Source organism: Streptococcus mitis (assembly GCF_047460035.1).
Taxonomy (GTDB): domain Bacteria; phylum Bacillota; class Bacilli; order Lactobacillales; family Streptococcaceae; genus Streptococcus; species Streptococcus mitis_DW.
In genome coordinates this window covers 37,612-57,491 of sequence record NZ_JASHHB010000006.1, presented here as the reverse complement: position 1 = coordinate 57,491, position 19,880 = coordinate 37,612, and the positions used below count along the sequence as shown (strand labels likewise).

21 protein-coding genes are annotated in these 19,880 nt (G+C 42.7%); 3 read left to right on the top strand and 18 right to left on the bottom strand.

Annotated elements, in window-relative coordinates; translation table 11 throughout:
• Positions 1-39: 39 nt before the first annotated feature.
• Both QM956_RS06340 and QM956_RS06335 read right to left on the bottom strand, forming a co-directional pair.
• Positions 40-723, bottom strand: coding sequence for a Bax inhibitor-1/YccA family protein (locus QM956_RS06340; protein WP_061409761.1), 684 nt, complete (start codon positions 721-723; stop codon positions 40-42).
• A gap of 54 nt (positions 724-777) precedes the next feature.
• A complete protein-coding gene (locus tag QM956_RS06335; RefSeq protein WP_414302354.1) occupies positions 778-1,518 on the bottom strand; it encodes a TrmH family RNA methyltransferase in 741 nt (246 codons plus the stop codon).
• Between the two features lie 33 nt (positions 1,519-1,551).
• Between QM956_RS06335 and QM956_RS06330 the strand changes: the two genes are divergently transcribed.
• Complete coding sequence (locus tag QM956_RS06330) at positions 1,552-1,830, top strand: acylphosphatase (protein WP_001174616.1); 279 nt, start codon at positions 1,552-1,554, stop codon at positions 1,828-1,830.
• A gap of 77 nt (positions 1,831-1,907) precedes the next feature.
• A complete protein-coding gene (gene yidC / locus QM956_RS06325) occupies positions 1,908-2,834 on the top strand; it encodes a membrane protein insertase YidC (RefSeq protein WP_414302353.1) in 927 nt (308 codons plus the stop codon).
• A 270-nt stretch (positions 2,835-3,104) separates the two neighbouring features.
• Here the strand turns inward: yidC and pflA are convergent, their stop codons facing one another.
• The 16 genes from pflA to QM956_RS06245 all read right to left on the bottom strand — a co-directional run bounded on the left by pflA (position 3,105) and on the right by QM956_RS06245 (position 17,748).
• Positions 3,105-3,899 carry a pyruvate formate-lyase-activating protein gene (gene pflA, locus QM956_RS06320; RefSeq protein WP_414302352.1) on the bottom strand — a complete coding sequence of 265 codons (795 nt, stop codon included), beginning with the start codon at positions 3,897-3,899 and terminating at the stop codon, positions 3,105-3,107.
• 125 nt (positions 3,900-4,024) lie between these two features.
• The gene (locus QM956_RS06315) at positions 4,025-5,275 is read right to left on the bottom strand and encodes a diaminopimelate decarboxylase (protein WP_414302351.1); all 1,251 of its coding nucleotides are present in this window, start codon (positions 5,273-5,275) and stop codon (positions 4,025-4,027) included.
• Between the two features lie 66 nt (positions 5,276-5,341).
• Complete coding sequence (purR, locus tag QM956_RS06310) at positions 5,342-6,169, bottom strand: pur operon repressor (RefSeq protein WP_004238844.1); 828 nt, start codon at positions 6,167-6,169, stop codon at positions 5,342-5,344.
• A 105-nt stretch (positions 6,170-6,274) separates the two neighbouring features.
• Positions 6,275-7,216 (bottom strand): 3'-5' exoribonuclease YhaM family protein, encoded by a 942-nt coding sequence (locus QM956_RS06305; RefSeq protein WP_084887461.1) that lies wholly within the window; start codon positions 7,214-7,216, stop codon positions 6,275-6,277.
• Entirely contained in the window at positions 7,206-8,462 is a 1,257-nt protein-coding gene (locus QM956_RS06300; protein ID WP_192851951.1) for a DNA recombination protein RmuC, read from the bottom strand. The genes QM956_RS06305 and QM956_RS06300 overlap by 11 nt, the downstream gene beginning before the upstream one ends.
• Before the next feature lies 1 nt (position 8,463).
• On the bottom strand, positions 8,464-9,126 hold the full coding sequence (locus tag QM956_RS06295) for a thiamine diphosphokinase (RefSeq protein WP_084923498.1): 663 nt from the start codon (positions 9,124-9,126) through the stop codon (positions 8,464-8,466).
• Complete coding sequence (rpe, locus tag QM956_RS06290; RefSeq protein WP_084887455.1) at positions 9,089-9,745, bottom strand: ribulose-phosphate 3-epimerase; 657 nt, start codon at positions 9,743-9,745, stop codon at positions 9,089-9,091. Before rpe ends, QM956_RS06295 begins: the two co-directional genes overlap by 38 nt.
• A 10-nt stretch (positions 9,746-9,755) precedes the next feature.
• The gene (gene rsgA / locus QM956_RS06285) at positions 9,756-10,634 is read right to left on the bottom strand and encodes a ribosome small subunit-dependent GTPase A (protein WP_084887453.1); all 879 of its coding nucleotides are present in this window, start codon (positions 10,632-10,634) and stop codon (positions 9,756-9,758) included.
• A gap of 1 nt (position 10,635) precedes the next feature.
• Positions 10,636-11,508, bottom strand: coding sequence for a 16S rRNA (adenine(1518)-N(6)/adenine(1519)-N(6))-dimethyltransferase RsmA (rsmA, locus tag QM956_RS06280; protein ID WP_414302350.1), 873 nt, complete (start codon positions 11,506-11,508; stop codon positions 10,636-10,638).
• A 130-nt stretch (positions 11,509-11,638) separates the two neighbouring features.
• Positions 11,639-11,947, bottom strand: a complete 309-nt coding sequence (locus QM956_RS06275; protein ID WP_000333261.1) for a hypothetical protein — start codon at positions 11,945-11,947, stop codon at positions 11,639-11,641.
• Positions 11,940-12,581, bottom strand: coding sequence for an ABC transporter ATP-binding protein (locus tag QM956_RS06270; RefSeq protein ID WP_000565529.1), 642 nt, complete (start codon positions 12,579-12,581; stop codon positions 11,940-11,942). The genes QM956_RS06275 and QM956_RS06270 overlap by 8 nt, the downstream gene beginning before the upstream one ends.
• A gap of 1 nt (position 12,582) precedes the next feature.
• Positions 12,583-14,613, bottom strand: a complete 2,031-nt coding sequence (locus QM956_RS06265; protein ID WP_000825283.1) for a bacteriocin-associated integral membrane family protein — start codon at positions 14,611-14,613, stop codon at positions 12,583-12,585.
• Positions 14,614-14,689: 76 nt separating this feature from the next.
• The gene (locus QM956_RS06260; protein WP_000815396.1) at positions 14,690-14,986 is read right to left on the bottom strand and encodes a lactococcin 972 family bacteriocin; all 297 of its coding nucleotides are present in this window, start codon (positions 14,984-14,986) and stop codon (positions 14,690-14,692) included.
• A gap of 445 nt (positions 14,987-15,431) precedes the next feature.
• Positions 15,432-16,343 carry a helix-turn-helix domain-containing protein gene (locus tag QM956_RS06255; RefSeq protein WP_060627175.1) on the bottom strand — a complete coding sequence of 304 codons (912 nt, stop codon included), beginning with the start codon at positions 16,341-16,343 and terminating at the stop codon, positions 15,432-15,434.
• A 71-nt stretch (positions 16,344-16,414) separates the two neighbouring features.
• Positions 16,415-16,975 (bottom strand): ribonuclease M5, encoded by a 561-nt coding sequence (gene rnmV / locus QM956_RS06250; protein ID WP_049543702.1) that lies wholly within the window; start codon positions 16,973-16,975, stop codon positions 16,415-16,417.
• On the bottom strand, positions 16,975-17,748 hold the full coding sequence (locus QM956_RS06245; protein ID WP_049543701.1) for a TatD family hydrolase: 774 nt from the start codon (positions 17,746-17,748) through the stop codon (positions 16,975-16,977). The genes rnmV and QM956_RS06245 overlap by 1 nt, the downstream gene beginning before the upstream one ends.
• A 157-nt stretch (positions 17,749-17,905) precedes the next feature.
• On the opposite strand from QM956_RS06245, the gene QM956_RS06240 reads away from it, so the two are divergent.
• Positions 17,906-19,750 (top strand): APC family permease, encoded by a 1,845-nt coding sequence (locus QM956_RS06240; RefSeq protein WP_414302349.1) that lies wholly within the window; start codon positions 17,906-17,908, stop codon positions 19,748-19,750.
• Positions 19,751-19,880 lie beyond the last annotated feature (130 nt).

Below are 19,880 nucleotides of genomic sequence, written 5' to 3'. Positions count from 1 at the left end.
AAAAGTCAGTGCTCTTTTGAACACTGACTCTGTCATTCATTAATCGTTTCGACCAAAGATTCGTAAGATGCTAAGGAAGAGGTTGATAAAGTCTAGATAGATACTGAGAGCCATTGAAATGACCCAACCTGTCGCTACTTGCCCTCGTGACTGCTCATAAACATAGCGAATCTTTTGGTTATCCCAAGCAATCAAACCTGAGAAAACCAAGACCATGGCAATACTAATCATGTAGTCAAAGAAACTATTGGCTAAAAATAGATTCACAACCATGGCAATGATGAGACCAACGAGCGCCGCCATCAAAGCTCGTCCCATTCCACTCAAATCTTTCTTGGTGAAAATTCCGATTGCCGCCATGACAAAGAAGAGAAGGGCGCTGGATACAAAGGCCGATAAGACGGTCCCTGGTGTATAAAAGGCTACGACGAAACTCAGCGTAAAGCCATTTAAAACAGAATAAACTAAAAATACTGGGAGAGCTGCTGGGCTATTTTTTGCAGCCATGCTACTTGCAACAAAGACTAGAGCAAGTTCTGCAAAAGTTGCAATCATCAACCAGAGACGACCATGCATTAAAAAGTAGACCAATTGGGATTGAAAGACTGTCAACATCAAAGCTGATACGAGAGCCGATAGACCAATTCCAAGTCCCACAAAGGCGTAAACCTTGGCGTAAAATTGATTGAGACCTGAACGTTCTTGAATAATCGATTGATTCATTCTGATTCTCCTTTTTCTATAGATATGTCTTGATTATAACAAAGATTTTATAAATTAGCTGAAATAAAACATCAAAATGCCTGCTGCAACTGCCACGTTGAGACTTTCTGCTCGGCCTTTCATGCCTATATGAACCAGCTGGTCAGCACTCTCAGCCATGACAGAACTAATCCCCTGTCCTTCATTTCCCATGACTAGAGCAAAGTTTTCTAAGGGAGAAAGCTCACGATAATCCTTTGAATCTCTCGACAAGGTCGTTGCTAGAATGGGCAAATTGCTCTTTTTTGCCTCTACTACAAAGGTGGCAACAGGCATACGATAGATGGGCAAGTGAAAATGACTTCCTTGCATGGAACGCAGGGTCTTAAGACTGTAGATATCTGCTGACTTGTCTGAGACAATAACCCCTGTAAAACCTGCAGCATCCGCAGTCCGAATGATAGTTCCCACATTACCAGGATCTTGCACATCTTCCAAAAACAAGAACTTGCCCTGGCTAAAGTCAGCTTGCCCTACTTCTTCTTTTTGAACCACGGCAACAATTCCCTGTGGAGTCTGAGAATCCGCCAAATCTAGCAAAATATCCTCTGACACCCAGACAGTTTGCGAAAAAGCAGCTAACTGTTCTCGATAACTTTCTAGGGCAAAGATTTTCTCAATCGTCACTCCAGCTTGAACAGCTTCTTCAAACAAGTGCCAGCCTTCAATCAAATAAGCAGACTTGCGGTATTTTTTTTGGTGTAATTTCTTGGCATTTTTTACCACAGAATTGGCTTTTGAGGTTATAATAGTCATAGAAATATTATAACACAATCAAAGGAGTTTGGTATGCAAAAGGTTAGAATGATCGCCCAAGGCAGGGTGCAGGGAGTCGGTTTTCGTTGGGGTGTTTACAGCTTGGCGCTTGAAATTGGTGGCATCACAGGTCGAGTATGGAATAACGACGATGGCACAGTGGAAATATTAGCCCAAGCAGACTCATCTGCTACCATGGCAAAATTTATCCAAGAAATCCGCAAAGGACCAACACCTTTTTCAAAAGTCAGCTACTTAGATGTCAAACTAAGCAACTTTCCTCCCTACCCTGACTTTAAAATCGCAAATTAGGTCTCTAGAACTATTGTATATTTTGTAAAAAAACAGTAGAATAGAAAGGTATAATTTTTAAAGAAGGAATAAAAACAGTGAAATCTATTAAACGTTTTGCACTCTCAGCTATGGGAGTGGCTATGTTGCTTGTCTTGACTGGCTGTGTTAGCGTCGATAAAGCAACAGGAGAGCCAACAGGATTTATTTGGAATACTTTCGGAGCGCCTATGGCTGAAGCTATCAAGTACTTCGCTACTGATCAAGGTCTAGGCTTTGGTATGGCTATCATCATCGTAACTATTATCGTGCGCTTGATTATCTTGCCACTTGGTATCTACCAATCATGGAAGGCAACGCTTCACTCTGAAAAGATGAACGCCCTCAAGCACGTCCTTGAGCCACACCAAACACGTCTCAAGGAAGCGACTACTCAAGAAGAAAAACTCGAAGCCCAACAAGCTCTCTTTGCTGCTCAAAAAGAGCACGGCATCAGCATGTTTGGTGGTGTAGGATGCTTCCCTATCCTCCTTCAAATGCCTTTCTTCTCAGCTATCTACTTTGCTGCCCAATATACTGAAGGGGTTGCTCAAGCAAGCTACCTAGGCATTCCTCTAGGTTCTCCAAGTATGATTTTGGTTGCCTGCGCAGGTGTCCTTTACTATCTTCAATCGCTCCTTTCACTTCACGGAGTAGAAGACGAAACGCAAAGAGAACAAATCAAGAAAATGGCTTACGTGAGCCCAATCACGATTGTTGTCTTCTCCCTCATTTCACCAGCCAGTGTCACACTTTACTGGGTTGTCGGTGGTTTCATGATGATTCTCCAACAGTTTATCGTCAACTATATCGTCCGTCCAAAACTTCGCAAAAAAGTCCGTGAAGAACTAGCCAAGAACCCACCAAAAGCACGTGCTTTCTCTACACCAAGTGGACGAAAAGACGTTACCCCTGAACAACCAACTGCTATCACAAGCAAGAAAAAACACAAAAATCGCAACGCTGGAAAACAACGTTCGAGATAAGAAGAAAAAGGCTTAGCTAGTTTGCTAAGTCTTTTTTGCAAGTCATACTCTTCGAAAATCTCTTCAAACCACGTCAGCTTCGCCTTGCCGTATATATGTTACTGACTTCGTCAGTCTTATCTACAACCTCAAAACAGTGTTTTGAGCTGACTTCGTCAGTTCTATCCACAACCTCAAAACCATGTTTTGAGCAGCCTGCGGCTAGCTTCCTAGTTTGCTCTTTGATTTTCATTGAGTATCAAAAGCCCGATGTTTCCATCAGGCTTCTTTTTATCCATGTACACGTTTCATATAGTCTTGGTAACTTTCGGTATCCATGAGTTTTTTAGCGTTCTTGACGCGGTCTGCTGTTGGTGGTTTAACCCCTTCGAGGGAATATGGAATTCCCAGTTCACGCCATTTGAACTCACCCATGGTGTGATAAGGTAGAATTTCAAACTTATCAACATTTTTGAGGGTCTTGACGAACTTACCAAGTTCAATCAAGTCATCATCTCTATCTGTCAATCCTGGAACTAGCACGTGGCGAATCCAGACAGGTTTTCCAATATCTGATAGATACTGGGCACAAGCCAAGATATTTTTATTGGTTTGACTAGTGACAAACTTGTGCTGTTCTTCGTTGATTTCCTTGATATCCAAGAGGACCAAGTCAGTGACAGCCATGAGTTTGTCAAACTTCTCAAGGTAACGTGGTTTATTACGGAAAGGAAGGGCACAGGTATCCAAGGTACAGTGGATTCCGTGTTCTTTGGCCTTGGTAAAAAGGGCAATCAAGAAATCAATCTGCAAGAGGGCTTCTCCTCCACTGACTGTAATCCCACCCTTATTCCCCCAGAAACCGCGGTAGCGCAAGGCCTCTGTCAAAACATCATCTACCGTCCGTTCACGTGATTTATTGGACTCCATAGCCCAAGTGTCTGGGTTGTGGCAATACTGGCAACGCATGTGACAGCCCTGCAAAAAGACAATAAAGCGAATACCAGGGCCATCTACCGCCCCAAAACTTTCTGTCGAATGCACCATTCCTGTCACTTGTCCATAATCAATTGTTTCTTCAGACATATCGTTACCTTCCTTGAAAACGTTTTATAGTTTTATTATATCACGACTTGAAGGAAAAACAAGATTTTTGCCTATTTTTTAGAAAGCAATCTGTTTTTCAATTTCATTTTCAATTACTTATCATTTTATTCTTCAAAATCAAAGCCATATAAGGTTGCAAAATAGTCCTCAGGGCGCTCCGCACGGCGGATTTGACGGGCTTTACCTTCTTCGGTATAGAGGATTTCCGCAGAACGAAGTTTGGCGTTGTACTGGTATCCCATTGAAAATCCGTGGGCACCTGTATCATGAATTACCAGCAAATCACCGATTTCTGTATGAGGCAGTTCGCGATTCACTGCAAATTTATCATTGTTTTCACAGAGTGAACCAACCACATCTACTACTTCAGCTGGTCCTTCTGGATGAGTCATATTGGTAATATGGTGGTAGGCGCCGTACATGGCTGGACGCATGAGGTTGACTGCTGATGCATCCACACCTAGATAGGTACGGTAGGTTTCCTTCTTATGAGTGACTCTTGTGACTAGAGCCCCATGAGGTGCCAACATAAAACGACCCAATTCAGTGAAAATCTTGACCTGACCAAGACCTGCTGGCGTAAGGACCTCTTCATACACCTTACGAACTCCCTCACCAATCAAGGCGATATCGTTCGGCTCCTGGTCTGGACGATAGTTAACACCAATACCGCCAGAAAGATTGATAAAGTCTAGCGAAATACCCAACTTTCCCTTGATTTCAACAGCCAATTCAAAAAGCTGACGCGCCAACTCTGGATAATAGAGATGGGTCACGGTATTGGACGCTAGGAAGGAGTGAATCCCAAAAGTCTTGGCTCCTTTTTCCTTCAAGATGGCAAAAGCTTCAAAGAGCTGGTCCTTGGTCATGCCAAACTTGGCTTCTCCAGGATTATCCATAATATCTGTTCCTAGCTCAAAAACGCCTCCAGGATTGTAACGACAAGAGATGATTTCTGGAATACCTGCTGCACGCTCTAGATGTTCAATATCTTCAAAGGCATCCAAGTTAATGGTCGCACCCAATTCACGCGCATAGGCGTATTCCTTGTCTGGCGTGTTGTTTGAAGAGAACATAATCTCAGAACCAGGGAAATCCAGTTTATGGCTCATCAAAAGCTCCACATAACTAGAGCAGTCCACACCACAGCCTTCCTCTTGGAGAATTTTCAAAATAGCTGGTGTTGGAGTAGCCTTAACTGCAAAATATTCCTTAAAGCCTTTGTTCCACGAAAAGGCTTGGTTGACGGCTCTTGCCTTCTCACGAATTCCCTTCTCATCATACAAGTGAAAGGGAGTCGGGAACTCGGCAACAATCTTTTCTAAGTCTTCTTTATTGATAAATGGTGTTTTCATAAGTTTCCTTCTATTCTATTTGCAAAGAAAGGCTGGGACAATCGTTCCAACCTTTAGTTCTATCTCTTATTTATCTTCGTCAAAGATATTACCAACCTCAACATCGATGGCTTGGTTCTTGACATCAATATTGGTTACCTTCAAGAGTGACTTGTAGTCAAACTGCTTTTCGCGTTCTTCTTGAGCATTATCCGCAAAGACCGCTACACCTGCCAATTCTGAATCAAACTCACGCAAGAGACTGATCATCCCATTGACAGTTCCGCCACCTTTCAAGAAGTCATCCACAATCAAGACACGGCTGCCTGCCTTGAGACTACGTTTTGAAAGGAACATTTTCTCAATGCGGTCACCACTTGAACCTGAAACATAGTTGACGCTGACAGTTGAACCTTCGGTAATTTTCAGGTCACGGCGCACAATAACAAAAGGAACATTGAGGACATTGGCAACTGCATTTGCAAGTGGAACACCCTTGGTCGCTACGGTCATAACGGCATCAATTTTTTGGTCCATAAAGCTCTTGGCAATAATACGACCAATATTTTTCAAGATAGCTGGTGTGCTAAGCAAATCAGACAGGTAGATATAGCCACCTGGCAAGATACGGTCACTTTCTGACAACTTGGCACGCAAGTCCTCAACCATTTCCTTGGCATCATGGCTTGAGATTGATGGGGTGAAAATGACACCACCACCAGCCCCAGTTACTGTCTGGATATGGCCAATTTCGATTTCCTCAAAGGCGCGTTTGATAATCACGATATCCTCTGAGATGGATGATTTAGCAGATTCGTACTTTTCAGCAAAAGTATTGAGACTAGTTAGTTTATAAGGATTATTAATCAAATAGTTGGAAATGACAACCATCCGATCACTTCTTCTTAATTTCATTTCTATTTCCCACTTCATTTAATTTTGATATTTTATCTATTATACCATATTCACATAAAAAAACGAACATTCTTGCCCTAAAAAATGCTCGTTTTTCTTAAATTATTAATCTAAATCTGGTTTGTAGAAGGAACGATTGTCCATAGCGAAGATTTTATTGGTCATCTCTCCCTTATCCACCAAAGCCAGAGCTGTTGACATCATCATCATGCTAGCATCCAGATTGTCAATCATATGGATAATCTCTGCCTCCATAATACGTGGACGAACCGGGCTTCCGTACTCTAATAAACCGTGGTGACTGAGGATAACGTGGCGGAGCAGAACGACTTCTTCTTTGGTGTCATCGATGCCGAGTTCCATCACTGTCTTGGTAATTTCACTATCAATCAGAGCGATATGTCCAAGGAGATTGCCTCGCACTGTATACTCAGTTTGGTCTGGTCCCGTCAACTCGATAACTTTAGCCAAGTCATGTAGCATAATTCCTGCATAGAGCAGGCTCTTATTAAGTTGAGAATAGATTTCGCTAATGGCATCTGCCAAACGTACCATGGTCGCCGTATGATAGGCCAAGCCTGTTTCAAAGGCATGGTGATTAGTCTTGGCAGCGGGATAGGAGTAAAATTCCTTATCATACTTAGTGTAGAGCTTTCGGACAATCCGTTGCCAAACAGGATTTTCAATTTTGAAAATCATTTGCGACATATAGTCACGGATTTCCTTGACATCAACTGGCGACTTGACCTTGAAATCAGCTGGATCATTGGGTTCACCAGGCTGAGGCAGGCGGAGAGTAATTTGATTGACTTGAGGGGTATTGTTATAAACTTCTCGGCGTCCTTTCATGTGGACAACCTTACCTGCGGTAAAGGCCTCAACGTTATGAGGTTGGGCATCCCAGAGTTTCCCTTCAATCTCGCCACTATCATCTTGGAAGGTAAAAGCTAGGTAGTTTTTCCCAGCGCGAGTTTGTCTCAGGTCAGCTGACTTGATTAGGTAAAAGCCTTCAAACAGCTCATCTTTTTTCATGTGACTAATCTTCATATTCTTCCTCATTTTCTTGGAAATGGAGTAGATCAAGCGCAGGCTCACCTTCTGACAACTCAATGTGACGGAGCGTCCGCTCGATAGCTGTGGTACGACGGTTTAATAATTCATCAATATTGCCAGAGGCATGTTGGAGGTGTTTTTGTGCCTTGACCAGAATGCCACCAAACTTGCCAAACTCGGTCTTGACACTAGCAAGAGTCTTGCTAATATGGTCAGCACTCTTTTGGATATTGAGGGTCTTGAAGCCAACTGATAGGGAATTGAGAAGGGCTGATAAGGTACTTGGACCTGCGACAATAATCTGCTCCTCTCGTCTCAAATCATCAAAGAAGATCGGATTGCGAACAATCTCTGAGTAAAGTCCTTCTGTCGGAACAAACAAGACTCCAAAATTGGTCGTCCGAGGTGGGGCTATGTACTTACTCTTGATATCCTTAGCAAAGCGCTTGACGCTTGCTAGGAGTGACTTACGGCAGCGTTCAATCTCGTCCCTATCACCTGCTTCATAGGCTTCTTCCAAGCGGTAATAATCTGCCAGTGGAAATTTAGAGTCGATTGGTAGGTAGACATATTCCTGGTCGCCCTGTCCAGGTAATTTGATGGCATACTCCACTCGTTCGCTAGAGTTTTCAACTGTTGCGTATTCTCGTTCATACTGGGCTGGTGTCATGATGTCTTCGATGATTTGCCCCAGTTGCAATTCTCCCAGAATTCCTCGCGTCTTGGTTCCAGAGAGAACCTTATTGAGAGCACCAACATCGCGGGCAACTGTCTGCATTTCTCCCAGACCACGATTGACCGACTCCAGTTGCTTGGAAACTGTCTCAAAGGAAGCCTGCAAGCGTGTCTGTAAGGTCTTTTCCAACTTTTCCTCGACCGTCTGGCGCATTTGTTCCAAACGTTGCTCATTTGATTCCTGCAGGGCTTGGAGGCGTTGGTCAGTCTTATCCCTAGTTTGGAGGAGATTGTCTGTCATTTCTTGACGGACTTGGGTCAGACCTTGGTGCAACTCCATTCGCACTTCTTGCAAACGATCGCTGACAGCCACTTCCAAATCTTTTTGATCCAGCTGGCTGGCTTGTCTGGCTTGTTCAAAACGATAATCCAACTGGTCTGACAGATGATCTGCCTGATCCTCCAAGCTCTTGGTCAGATGTTTTTCCTGCTTATCCTGCCTCTGCCAAATCAGAAAGAGACCAGCTAGGTTGGCAATTAATAATAGAACAAGTAAACTTTCCATCTTACCTCCTGTCCTTGCTATGCAAGACAACCACATAGCCATCTGGGCAAGTCACCGAAACTTCCCTATCTATATATTCGTTAGAAGCGTACACTTTTTTAAAGAAAAAATTTTCCTCTGTCAACTCATACTTGGCACCAAGAATGGTCAACTGGCTATCCCGAACTGGCATAAAGGCTAGGTAGTCATAATCTGAACGCGGTTCAAGCTGACTGGTTCCTTCTGGACAATAGGCAATCAAATTTTGCCCATCCTCAATCGCTATCTGACGCATATAGGGGGCCAACTTTGGATTGCTAGGCAGAAAGACGTTAGCCAACATATGGTCAATACGGCCACCCAAAGCACCGAAAATAGTGACTTGAGCCTGAGGATTTTGTTTAAAAATGGTCAAGAGAGCCAATTCCAAATCTGTATCATCTTTTTCTGGTCTCGCTTGGACAAAATGCTGAGCTCGTTTTTTAATCACCTGTCGCTCTTCTGCAGTGACAGAATCAAAATCTCCAACTGCTAGAGCGAGAGGCAGATTTTCTTCCAAGACCCAGAGCGAGCCTCGATCCACACCGACAAAGTAATCAAAATCCGTCCGGTAGTGACCGCGTTCTCCGCCTGCAAAAACGGCAACTCTAGTCCAGTTGTTTTCTGAGAGTTTGTACTCGCTCATTGACATCTCCCTTAAAGACATAGGAACCTGCTACAAAAACAGTCGCACCAGCTTCTTTGGCTTGAGCAATAGTTTGGTCATCAATCCCACCATCGACTTCGATTTCAAAGTTCAAGCCTTTTTCCTCACGAAGGGCAACCAACTCACGAACCTTATCCATAGTTTCAGGTAGAAAGGCTTGTCCCCCAAATCCAGGGTTCACTGTCATGACTAAGACTTGGTCAACTAGGTGAAGCACGTGTTTAATGGCTTCAACAGGCGTACCAGGATTGATAACAACTGAAGGTTTAACACCAAGTGAACGAATCTTTTGGAGGGCTCCGTGGATATGAGACGTTGCTTCAACATGGATGCTGATGATATCCGCACCTGCACGCGCAAAATCCTCTAAATGATGCTCTGGATTAGCTACCATCAAGTGGCAGTCAAAGACCATCTTACTATGAGGACGAAGAGCTGCAACCACACCTGCACCAAAACTAATTTGTGGTACAAAGTGACCATCCATGATATCGATATGGGCATACTCTGCCCCAGTTGCTTCTAGGCGTTTGATTTCACGTTCAAAGTTGGCATAATCTGCTGCCAGAATTGACGGAGCAATCTTGTATTGAGACATAGGCTTCTCCTTATTTTGGAATTTTTTTGCTGACTTTTTTATAGGTTTCTCTGCGATTTTCAATTTCGCTAAGGAATTGCAGGTAGTTGTCAAAACGGAAGGTGGCAATGGCACCTTCTTCAACAGCCGGCTTAACTGCGCAAGATGGTTCATGAGTATGGGTACAAGTGCGGAATTTACAGTCTCGACTAACACTAGCAATCTCTGGGAAAGCCTGATTGAGGTCTTCAGCCGTTGATACTTCATAATCCAGCGATGAGAATCCTGGCGTGTCTGCAATTTTACCCCCATTGAGGTTGTAAAAACTAACAGCTCGAGTAGTATGGCGCCCGCGACCCAGACTGTCTGAGATTTCTCCTGTTTCAAGATTAAGATCCGGTGCGATTTTATTGAGAAGAGTTGATTTTCCAACACCAGTCTGGCCCATAAAGACTGTAACCTTGTCTGTCAACAAGGGCAAAAGTTCTTCCTTACTGGTCACAAGGTCATAGCCGATGTCACCATAAGCCTGTTCATAAAAATCCAGTTCTCCTCTATCTTCCAGCAAGTCCATTTTAGAAATATAGACGATGGGATGGATGCCCTTATGTTCCAAAAGAACCAAGAACCGATCCAGCAAATTGCTGTTGAAGTCCGGTTCCTTGACTGACATGATTACCACAGCTTGGTCAATATTGACAATAGGCGGACGAACCAGACTGTTTTTCCGTTCGTGAATTTTGAGGATATAACCTTCTGAATTTTCCTCAGCAGAGAAATCTACCCAGTCCCCAACATAAGGGGTATGGCCTTTTTTACGGAAATTCCCACGCGCGCGTGTTTGATAAACCTGACCCTCACTCTCCACATAATAGAACCCCGCCAAGGCTTTAATGATTTGTCCCTGCATCTTAGAGTCCTTGCCCTTTAAGCGCATCTGCTAGGCTGGCAAATTCTGCTAAGCTGAGGGCTTCCCCACGCACAGATGGAGATAAGCCTGCCTGATCCAATGCCTTGGTCAGCTTATCCTTGACCTCTTCAGTCTTGCCAAAGTAACCTGTCAAGTTGTTCCACAAGGTCTTACGGCGATGGGTAAAACTAGCCTTGGAAACCTTGAAGAAGAAGTTCTCGTCTTCTACTGCTACGGCTGGCTCTGGACGACGCACCATTTTCAAAATGGCTGAGTCCACATTTGGCGCTGGCACAAAGACTGTACGCGGCACGATGAAGGCAACCCTAGCTGTCATGTAATACTGCACCGCAATCGACAAGCTACCGTAAGCCTTGGTATTAGGCTGGGCTGAAATTCGGTCAGCTACCTCTTTTTGCATCATGACCACAAACTCACTAAAAGGAATCCCACTTTCGGTCAAGTGCATGAGAATAGGTGTCGTGATGTAGTAAGGCAAATTAGCCACTACCTTGATTGGCAGGTCAGGATTTTTAAAATTCTGGATATGTTGCGCCAAATCAACTTTAAGAATGTCCTCGTTGACCACGGTCACATTATCAAAATCACGCAAGGTATCTGCCAAAATCGGCACCAAACGGTGGTCAATCTCAAAGGCCATGACCTCTGCTGCACGCTCAGCCAGAAACTCCGTCAAGGCACCAATCCCTGGCCCAATTTCGATAACATTAACCTGGTCATCAATTTCAGCCGTATCCACGATTTTTTGTAGGATATTGGTATCAGTCAAGAAATTTTGCCCAAAGGACTTTTTAAAGGTAAAACCGTGACGCTCCAGTACTGCCTTGGTCACGCTATAATCTGCAATTCTCATCTATTCTCTTTTCTATTATCTGTTACTACTATTGTAACACATTCCCCTTGTATTTTGGGGGTGAAAATCATACCAAAAAACTATCTTCTCTCATGAAGAAAGATAGTCTTGAAAATCTTTAAAGGTGGACTTAGCGGTTCTCTCGAAACATCCGTTCGAAAAAATCAGCTTCTTTATAACTTCGATTTTCAGGTAGGGTCAAATCTACATCCTCCTCCACGTCGTCCACTGTCAGTTCAACCGTTTGAGGTAAATTTTTCAAACGATAATGCTTTTGCCTTTGCCCTTCAATACTAGCAAAATCAAGCAAATAGCCATTCACTCGGATTTGAACCAAAAGGAGATGATTGGTCATATTTTCCATGATGAGAATATCTTCTAAACCACCTCTGGCACTAGGATAATCAGATACCCTGCGAATACGGATTTTTTCACACATGAGCAAGCTCCCTCATATCAATGATTTCATCGGCCTTATTCCAGACTAGGGGATTATGGGTCGCAATGATGATCATTCGATTTTCATCTTTCAAGCCCACCAAGAGATTCATAACCTCCTCTGAATTTTCAGGATCAAGAGCTGCTGTTGGTTCATCTGCCAAAATCAAGGGTGGATTTTTCAAAATAGTCTTCGCAAGGGCAACTCGTTGAGCCTCTCCCCCAGATAAGGTATAAATTTTTTGTTCTAGATCCAAATACCCTAGATTAACTTTTTCTAAAGCCTCCACTTGCCTTTCCAAACGTTCTACTTTTGAGATTTTCTGACCAACAAAGCCCAAATCCAAATTCTCTTTGATTGATTGGTTTTCTAAGAGGCCAAAATTTTGAAAGAGATAGCCCATCTGGTCTCGAAAATACTCACGAGTGGGAATGGTTTTTAAATCTTTCCCCTGATAGAGAACCCTTCCTCCATCTATCTTTTCTAGTTTACCTAAGATATTCAGCAGAGTCGTCTTTCCGCTTCCACTCTTACCGATTAAGGCATAAACCTTGCCCTTCTCCAGCTTGAGGTTTAAACCAGAGAAAATCGCGCGGTCATTAAACTTCTTTTCCAATCCTTGAATATCAATCATCTTATTTTCCTTTCAATACTGCCATGCTACCAGCTTCTTCTTTTTTATCCTGTCTAACTAAAATCAACAGAGCGTTAAGCGTAAACAAAGCTACAACTAGAGCGCTAATCAAGCTATCTCCTGTCAAAACACTAGATAGGATTAGCCCAAGTAAGAGAACTCCTCCTTGCGCCAGTAAGTACTTGCCATGAAGCTCATAGATTGTCATACCAGAAAGACGTTTAATCATGATCTCCCGTCTAAACTGCTCAAAATAGAGAAGATTCATGGAATCAAATAACAAGATAGCCGTAGATAGAGTCAAAATAGTCCCAATAAGGAGAGAGTAGAACTCCATCCGTTTGTCATTTAGTACCTTGGCAAAAAATAGCTGGCTTTTTACCAAATAAGAGACCTTGTGATACAGACCTTGCTCTTTTAGAGCTGTGATGCTGTCTTGATATTGATCTAATTTCAAGGCACTATTAGCCGTAGTTCCCCATAACATCCCTGCAACAGGTCTTGTTCCAGTCGCTTGCGGCGTTAAAACTACAATAATCGGATCTTTTAGGTACTGGCGTGTCGTCTTGTACCCATCGTTATAGAGGAAGCGTTCCTGTCCTGTTTCTGTAAAAGCTAGCGTTACCTGTGGGAGGTAGTGTTTCTGACTCGTCACTTCTACACTTTCAGATGAAAAGTTTTGCAGGTAATCTGTAAATAATCCTTGATAGTAGGCAGACTGCTCTCGCAAGCTCTCAGGCAAGATCAGCCCAAACTCTCCCTCAGACAAGTTTTGCATCTTATCCATAAACTCTGAAGAAACGGTAATCTTTTCTTCTATCAGATAGCGCGGTGAGACATAGATGACATTCCCTGACGGTGTGTAGTCATTGAGACGATTGCCATCTAGGTCCACTTCTGCTCCATCTGAGAAATTGTCAACATTGCTCATAATATAAAAAGAGTCTGTATTGGCTAACCGTTCTTCAGTAAATGTCTGCCACTCACGATTATCCTTACGCATTCCTTCTTCATCGGCAAATGCACTAGACCAACCAAAGGATAGACGGTAACGGTCTGAGGACTGGCTCCATTTATCGCTAGCTCTCTCCATTTCCTGCATTTCACGGTAGTGGGGTAGGAGAGCAGTCGCACTCGAGCCGACCACCAGCACGGCCAAGAGTTGCCCCACCATCATCAATGTCATCATACGTTTGAGAGGGAGTTTCCCTTTCAATAGATCCACCAGACTATTTTCTTGTAAACCAAGTAGATACACGATACTTAATAAGGTAGAAATCCCTACCAAGGCCAATCCATAAAGCAAAAGACCAATGATGACCAGTTGTACCGTTGCCATAAACAAGGCACCTTGATACCAGAGAATCCCCAATCCCAAAAGACTGGATACCAGCACTGAGCAGATAAGCTGTCTCACATCTTCTAACACTGGTCTGAGAGCCACCCCAAACAAGCTCTCACCAGCTATTAAGCGAATCCCTGCTTGACGAAGGGACTTGATCCGATAAATCAGGGTCAGACTCATAAAGGTCAGCAGAAAAATAGCTAGACTCAGTAGCCCCATAGGGGTGGCCGCCAATAATAAGACTATCGAAAATGGATCTTCTCCATTCGAAACAAAGCCTTGATAACCAAGTTCTTTCAAGGTGGTCTGTAAACTCACTCCATCCAAACTTCCTGACACAATCAAGTAAGACCCTAATAAATCACTCGTTTCTGAACTCTCCTTGGAGGAAATGGTCAGACCTTCTGGAAGCTCTCCCTCACCATAAGTGGCATAGATAAAGCGTGTTTCTCCAGCTTCATTTGGCTCAACAATCCGACGGGCGATGAGACTATTATGCTCTACCGCCAAGTGACTCAAAGCCTCTGTCACCTCTTCGCGACTAGCTACTGGTTGATTTATCACCATTCCTGTCACATCAACAGAAGGATAGTTACCAAATAAAATCTCTTCTCGATGGTCAACGGAAGTTATCACCATATAAAGCGATACCAATACCATTGAAATCAAAATAAATAAACGTTTCATCATTTCCTCCAAAAAGTTACTTGGTCACTTAGTGAGAAGGTGACCAAGTAAAGCTAAACAATAGGGCTATACCATTCTAAACATTATAGTAGAATGCAACTTTCTCTCCCCAAGAAGTACGAATCCATGCACGAGAAGTCCCTCCAGCACCAGCATATCCCTTATCAGATGAACCAGTTTTTCTACTAACAACTGTTGAGCTATGATATTCTGAAGAGTGATAGTAGTTTGAGTAAGCACCTCCGTCACCTGAACCATACGTCCAGACACCACCATCTGGATACTTAACCGCGGCCGATACTACTGCTACACTTCCACCTAATGTTGCTGCAATGCTCGCTACAAGGGCTAATTTTTTAACTGTTTGTTTCATATTGATACTCCTCTATTTTTTATTTTATCATAAATATTTATTATATATTGTCCATTTTCTATTCAAGTAAAACTAAGTCATGGATCATAGACCTTTTCAAAGCAACACCTCATGGTATCCTCTCCTTATTTTTCTAATTTAGTCTATCAAGTTGTATTTATTATATGTTATGAATAAATTTTTTGAGACTAAGTAGACATAACTAAATTTTATTTAAACCACCAAGTAACTAAATAAAATAAACTAAAAAAGTTCATACTGTAATCTCCTTTCACATTTTTATTAATTATAAATTATTCTTAAATAAACTCAAAGGACATCAATGTCCTTAAAATAGAACCATTTCGTGTCATTTTTAGCTTATATATAAAAACAGTCCTAAAGACGAACTTTAGAACTATTTCAATACTAGAACAAGGACATTTTTGTCACTGATTCACTATGTTTATAAATATTTTTTTAAATCTTCTTGCCATTGTTTCTCCAACATAGTAACTAAATAAGAATTTTCTATTATATCAGCAAATAGCTTCGATTTCTGATAGAACTGTTCGGCAGAAACATAATCATTGTTTATTATTAGAGATAATTTCCACTCCAACATTAATATAATTGGTTTCTTCTGAAAATCTTGTGTTTTTTCCATTATATGATTAAGGCTAAAGATATAAGCTTCGAGTGAATCATAAGACGACAAATTATCCAAACAGGCTAGACCCGAAAACAAAGTGTTACTTAAAGCAAACAGATATTCTGGTGCAATTAATTCTACATGATTTGTCAAACGAACTAAAAACGAATGAATTCTGTTAATTTCTTCAATCTGATTTTGACCTTGTTTTATCTTTGTAAGCACTATAGCAAAATATAAGTTGATAACTTCTAATTCATTTATCAAAAACAATTCCTTATCATAAATTATTTTAAAATAATCGTCCAGTACGGTTTCCCCATATTCTGGTCGTCCGCTTCGAATAACATCTATCGTTGCTCTAGTAGCTTCAAACCATATTTTTTCCTCATTAGGAAGTTGCTCATAAAATAAATCCTCTATCTCTTCCAAACACGCTTCCTTCTTATCATACTCCTCTTCTTTACCATAGATTGGTTCACGTAAAATCTGGTATTTCAATTCTAAATAAGCAGAAGGAAGAGCTGAAAAATCCGGCATAAGGCTATAAGCTGGAACTCCTAACCGGCGAGCAATATAGTCTAACTTGGGCAAACTCGGTTGCGAAGCTCCACTTTCAATTCGCGACAGTTGACGAACTGTCAGTTCTTGCTCATCTCCACAAAAATCTGGACGACTAATTCCTTTTTCTATCCGAATCTCTTTAATTTTTTGACCAATTAACATTAGACGCCTCCTCTTCTACCTGCTTCGAAAAATACTGTGAAACTTAAAAAATTGTAACGGCTACATCTTTCCTACTCATAAGATTTCATAGCTTCTTCCACTTCCGCCAAGGTGACCCCAAACAACTCTAGGCGTTTGAGGAGTTGCTTGCCGTTGGAATAGCCGATTCGGAGAGCCTCTCCTAGATATTCTCTGCGCTTACGGCTGTCTGACCCTGCTAGAAAACCAAGGCGAATCAAGTCGCTACGACTGATGTCAAACTGACTCTCATGTTCAAATTGTTCTGTCACCTGAGCTAGAGCCGTTTTCAAATCTTCATAGCTGGCATGCTCAATTCCCAGAGAACGCCCCTTGGTTTTGGACTTGGGAACAGCTTCATCTCGTTTGAGGAAGGCATGCTGAACCGTTGGAATGGCCGTCATGATCATGCGCCGAATCCGCTCCCCATTAAAATCTGGGTCTGTAAAGACAATGACTCCATGACGTTGGTGCAAGCGCTGAATCCGCTCTATATCCTGATCATTGATGGCAGAACCTCGGGTCTCATAGGTCTCTACATCGAAGTAACGTTTGAGATTGGCCGTATCATCGCGCCCTTCGACCACGATAACTTGAGAAATTTTTTCTTTCATTATTTGCTATCCAATCCAAAAATTCGCTCCGCATTTGCAGTTGTTACCGCCGCTAGCTCTTCTGCCGTCATGCCACGCAAGTCAGCGATAAAGTCCACTACATAGCGAGTGTAGGCTGTTTTATTTTCACGACCACGTTTAGGAACAGGAGCCAAGTAGGGAGCATCCGTTTCCACCAAAATCTTGTCCAAAGGTAACTCTTTAGCTGCTTCTTGGATGTCAGTTGCCTTCTTGAAAGTCACCACTCCTGAGAAGGAAATGGTCATACCAAGCTCGACAAACTTCTCTGCCCACTCAAGCGTCCCTGAAAATGAATGCATGATACCACCTCGAGGACCAACGCCCTCGCTCTTGATAATCTCATAGGTATCTTCCAACGCATCACGGGTATGAACTACAAAAGGCAAATCCAAGTCCTTAGATAACTGAATCTGACGGCGAAAAACCTGCTCCTGCACCTCTTTTGGCGCTGTCATCCAATGGTAATCCAAACCAATCTCACCCAAGGCAACTACCTTTGGATGCTTGAGCTTATCAAGCAAGTAGGCTTCAATCTCCTCCGTGTAAGTCCCCGCTTCTGTCGGATGCCAACCAATAGTCGCGTAGAGTTGGTCGTACTCATCCACCAACTCCAAAGCACGCTCAATCGTCGGTTTATCAAAACCAACAATATTCATCTGTGTCACACCCATCTCAGCAGCCAAGGTAATTTCTTCTGCCTCACGACCTGCAAATTCTTCTACATTCAAGTGTGTATGTGTATCAAAAATCATCTCTTCTAACCTCGTTTTCTATCTACTATTATAGCAAAAAAACTGACCTCTCTCCTCATCTGTACAAAATATTCTAAAATCCATCGTCCTCTCTTGACGCTATTTTCCCAAAGCAGTATAATAGCACTTATTGAAATTTTCAGAAAAGGAAAATACCATGTTTACAAAATTAAAACAGACTTTTATCGGTCGTCCTCTTAAATCCTTAACAGAAGGCGAGGGAGGTCTGCTGGGAAAAATGCAGGCCTTGGCCATGTTGTCAAGCGACGCTCTATCTTCCATTGCCTATGGGCCTGAGCAAGTAGTCCTCGTCTTGGCTAGTCTCTCTCCACTTGCTATATGGTGGAGCCTTCCTATCGGCCTTTTTGTCCTCCTGCTCCTAGCCAGTCTGACCGTCTCCTACCGTCAAATAATCCACGCCTACCCTCAAGGAGGAGGGGCTTATATGGTTACTCGAGAAAATCTATCTCCCCAACTTGGCTTGATTGCTGGAGGTAGTCTTCTGGTTGACTATATGTTGACCGTAGCGGTGTCTGTTGCTTCTGGAGCTGACGCTATCACAGCAGCTCTCCCTGCTCTTCACCCTTACAACCTCCACATCTCCATTTTTCTGGTTTGCTTGCTCATGCTCTTGAACTTACGGGGCTTAAAAGAATCTGCCAGTTCACTGATGATTCCTGTCTATCTCTTTATCATCAGCACTGTCTTTCTCTTGCTCTATGGAATCTTTCAACTAATGACAGGTTCTCTCAGCTATCAGGCAACTTCACCTATTGGGCATGCTGTTCCGAGCCTGTCTATCGTTCTCGTTCTAAGAGCTTTTACCAGCGGATCTGCCTCTCTTACAGGGGTTGAAGCTATTTCAAATGCCGTTCCCTTTTTCAAGGCTCCAAAAGAAAAGAATGCCGCTCAAACCTTGACCATTATGTCACTGATTTTAGGTTTTCTTTTTGCAGGCATTACCTTCCTAAACTACTGGATGGGGATTATGCCGCAACACGGAGAAACCATCCTCTCACAGATGGCTCAAGGCATCCTTGGTAATTCCTTCTTAGGTCACCTTGGCTATTATACCTTCCAATTCTCCACAGCCTTGATTTTGGCCGTAGCAGCAAATACTGGCTTTTCAGCCTTCCCTATGCTGGCCTACAATATGGCTAAAAACAAGTACATGCCCCACCTCTTTATGGAAAAAGGAGACCGCCTAGGCTACTCCAATGGAATTTTAACTTTGGCTTTTGGGGCTATGATTCTTCTTCTCATTTTTAATGGCAATACCGAACGTTTGATTCCTCTCTATACTATCGGTGTATTCGTGCCCTTTGCCCTTTCTCAGACTGGGATGATTCGCCATTGGAAAAAAGAAAAAGGAGCAAATTTCTTAAAACCTGCTCTTGCTAATATCCTTGGGGCAATCATTTGCTACGCGATTGTACTAATCTTGCTCTTTTTCCGTCTCAGTGATATCTGGCCCTTCTTCCCGATTATTCTCGTACTCACCCTACTCTTCTTAGCAATTCACAGTCATTACCAAAAAGTAGCCCAACAACTGCGACTCTATGAAGGAATCGAAAAACGTACCTACGATGGCAATCTTGTCCTCGTCCTAGTAGGAAATGTTACCAGAGTCAGCGTCGGAGCCATTAACTATGCCCAAAGTATCGGTGACGAAGTCTTAGCCATGCACATTTCTACAAAGGAAACAGCAGAAAAAGACCAAGAAATTCTCCAAGAATTTGCCGATTACTTCCCGACCATTACTCTGAAAAATATCAAGACCAGCTACCGCGATATCATTACCCCTACTGTCAAGTATGTCAAACGGATTTCCGAGGAAGCTCAGAAAAAGAACTATACAGTCACTGTTCTGGTACCCCAGTTTATCCCTAATAAACCTTGGCAAAATATCCTGCACAATCAGATGAGTCTCAAACTCAAATACGCCCTTCGTTGGCACCAAGACGTCGTTGTCGCTAGCTACTCTTATCACTTAAAAGAATAAAGAAAAGGCCCTACCAGAACCAATAAGCATCTGGTAAGGCCTTTTCTGAATCTAGTCACTATACTTATACTCAATGAAAATCAAAGAGCAAACTAGGAAGCTAGCCGCAGGCTGCTCAAAGCACTGCTTT

Excerpts from the sequence above, each read along its gene's own strand:
- QM956_RS06265 (WP_000825283.1), bottom strand. The coding sequence starts at position 14,613 with ATGAAACGTTTATTTATTTTGATTTCAATGGTATTGGTATCGCTTTAT.
- QM956_RS06245 (WP_049543701.1), bottom strand. The coding sequence starts at position 17,748 with ATGATTTTTGATACACATACACACTTGAATGTAGAAGAATTTGCAGGT.
- pflA (WP_414302352.1), bottom strand. The coding sequence starts at position 3,899 with ATGTCTGAAGAAACAATTGATTATGGACAAGTGACAGGAATGGTGCAT.
- rsmA (WP_414302350.1), bottom strand. The coding sequence starts at position 11,508 with ATGAGAATTGCAGATTATAGCGTGACCAAGGCAGTACTGGAGCGTCAC.
- rpe (WP_084887455.1), bottom strand. The coding sequence starts at position 9,745 with ATGTCTCAATACAAGATTGCTCCGTCAATTCTGGCAGCAGATTATGCC.
- QM956_RS06240 (WP_414302349.1), top strand. The coding sequence starts at position 17,906 with ATGTTTACAAAATTAAAACAGACTTTTATCGGTCGTCCTCTTAAATCC.
- QM956_RS06340 (WP_061409761.1), bottom strand. The coding sequence starts at position 723 with ATGAATCAATCGATTATTCAAGAACGTTCAGGTCTCAATCAATTTTAC.
- QM956_RS06330 (WP_001174616.1), top strand. The coding sequence starts at position 1,552 with ATGCAAAAGGTTAGAATGATCGCCCAAGGCAGGGTGCAGGGAGTCGGT.
- QM956_RS06315 (WP_414302351.1), bottom strand. The coding sequence starts at position 5,275 with ATGAAAACACCATTTATCAATAAAGAAGACTTAGAAAAGATTGTTGCC.
- QM956_RS06295 (WP_084923498.1), bottom strand. The coding sequence starts at position 9,126 with ATGAGCGAGTACAAACTCTCAGAAAACAACTGGACTAGAGTTGCCGTT.
- QM956_RS06305 (WP_084887461.1), bottom strand. The coding sequence starts at position 7,216 with ATGAAGATTAGTCACATGAAAAAAGATGAGCTGTTTGAAGGCTTTTAC.
- QM956_RS06255 (WP_060627175.1), bottom strand. The coding sequence starts at position 16,343 with ATGTTAATTGGTCAAAAAATTAAAGAGATTCGGATAGAAAAAGGAATT.
- QM956_RS06260 (WP_000815396.1), bottom strand. The coding sequence starts at position 14,986 with ATGAAACAAACAGTTAAAAAATTAGCCCTTGTAGCGAGCATTGCAGCA.
- QM956_RS06335 (WP_414302354.1), bottom strand. The coding sequence starts at position 1,518 with ATGACTATTATAACCTCAAAAGCCAATTCTGTGGTAAAAAATGCCAAG.
- QM956_RS06300 (WP_192851951.1), bottom strand. The coding sequence starts at position 8,462 with ATGGAAAGTTTACTTGTTCTATTATTAATTGCCAACCTAGCTGGTCTC.
- QM956_RS06270 (WP_000565529.1), bottom strand. The coding sequence starts at position 12,581 with ATGATTGATATTCAAGGATTGGAAAAGAAGTTTAATGACCGCGCGATT.
- rsgA (WP_084887453.1), bottom strand. The coding sequence starts at position 10,634 with ATGCAGGGACAAATCATTAAAGCCTTGGCGGGGTTCTATTATGTGGAG.
- QM956_RS06275 (WP_000333261.1), bottom strand. The coding sequence starts at position 11,947 with ATGTGTGAAAAAATCCGTATTCGCAGGGTATCTGATTATCCTAGTGCC.
- rnmV (WP_049543702.1), bottom strand. The coding sequence starts at position 16,975 with ATGAAAGAAAAAATTTCTCAAGTTATCGTGGTCGAAGGGCGCGATGAT.
- purR (WP_004238844.1), bottom strand. The coding sequence starts at position 6,169 with ATGAAATTAAGAAGAAGTGATCGGATGGTTGTCATTTCCAACTATTTG.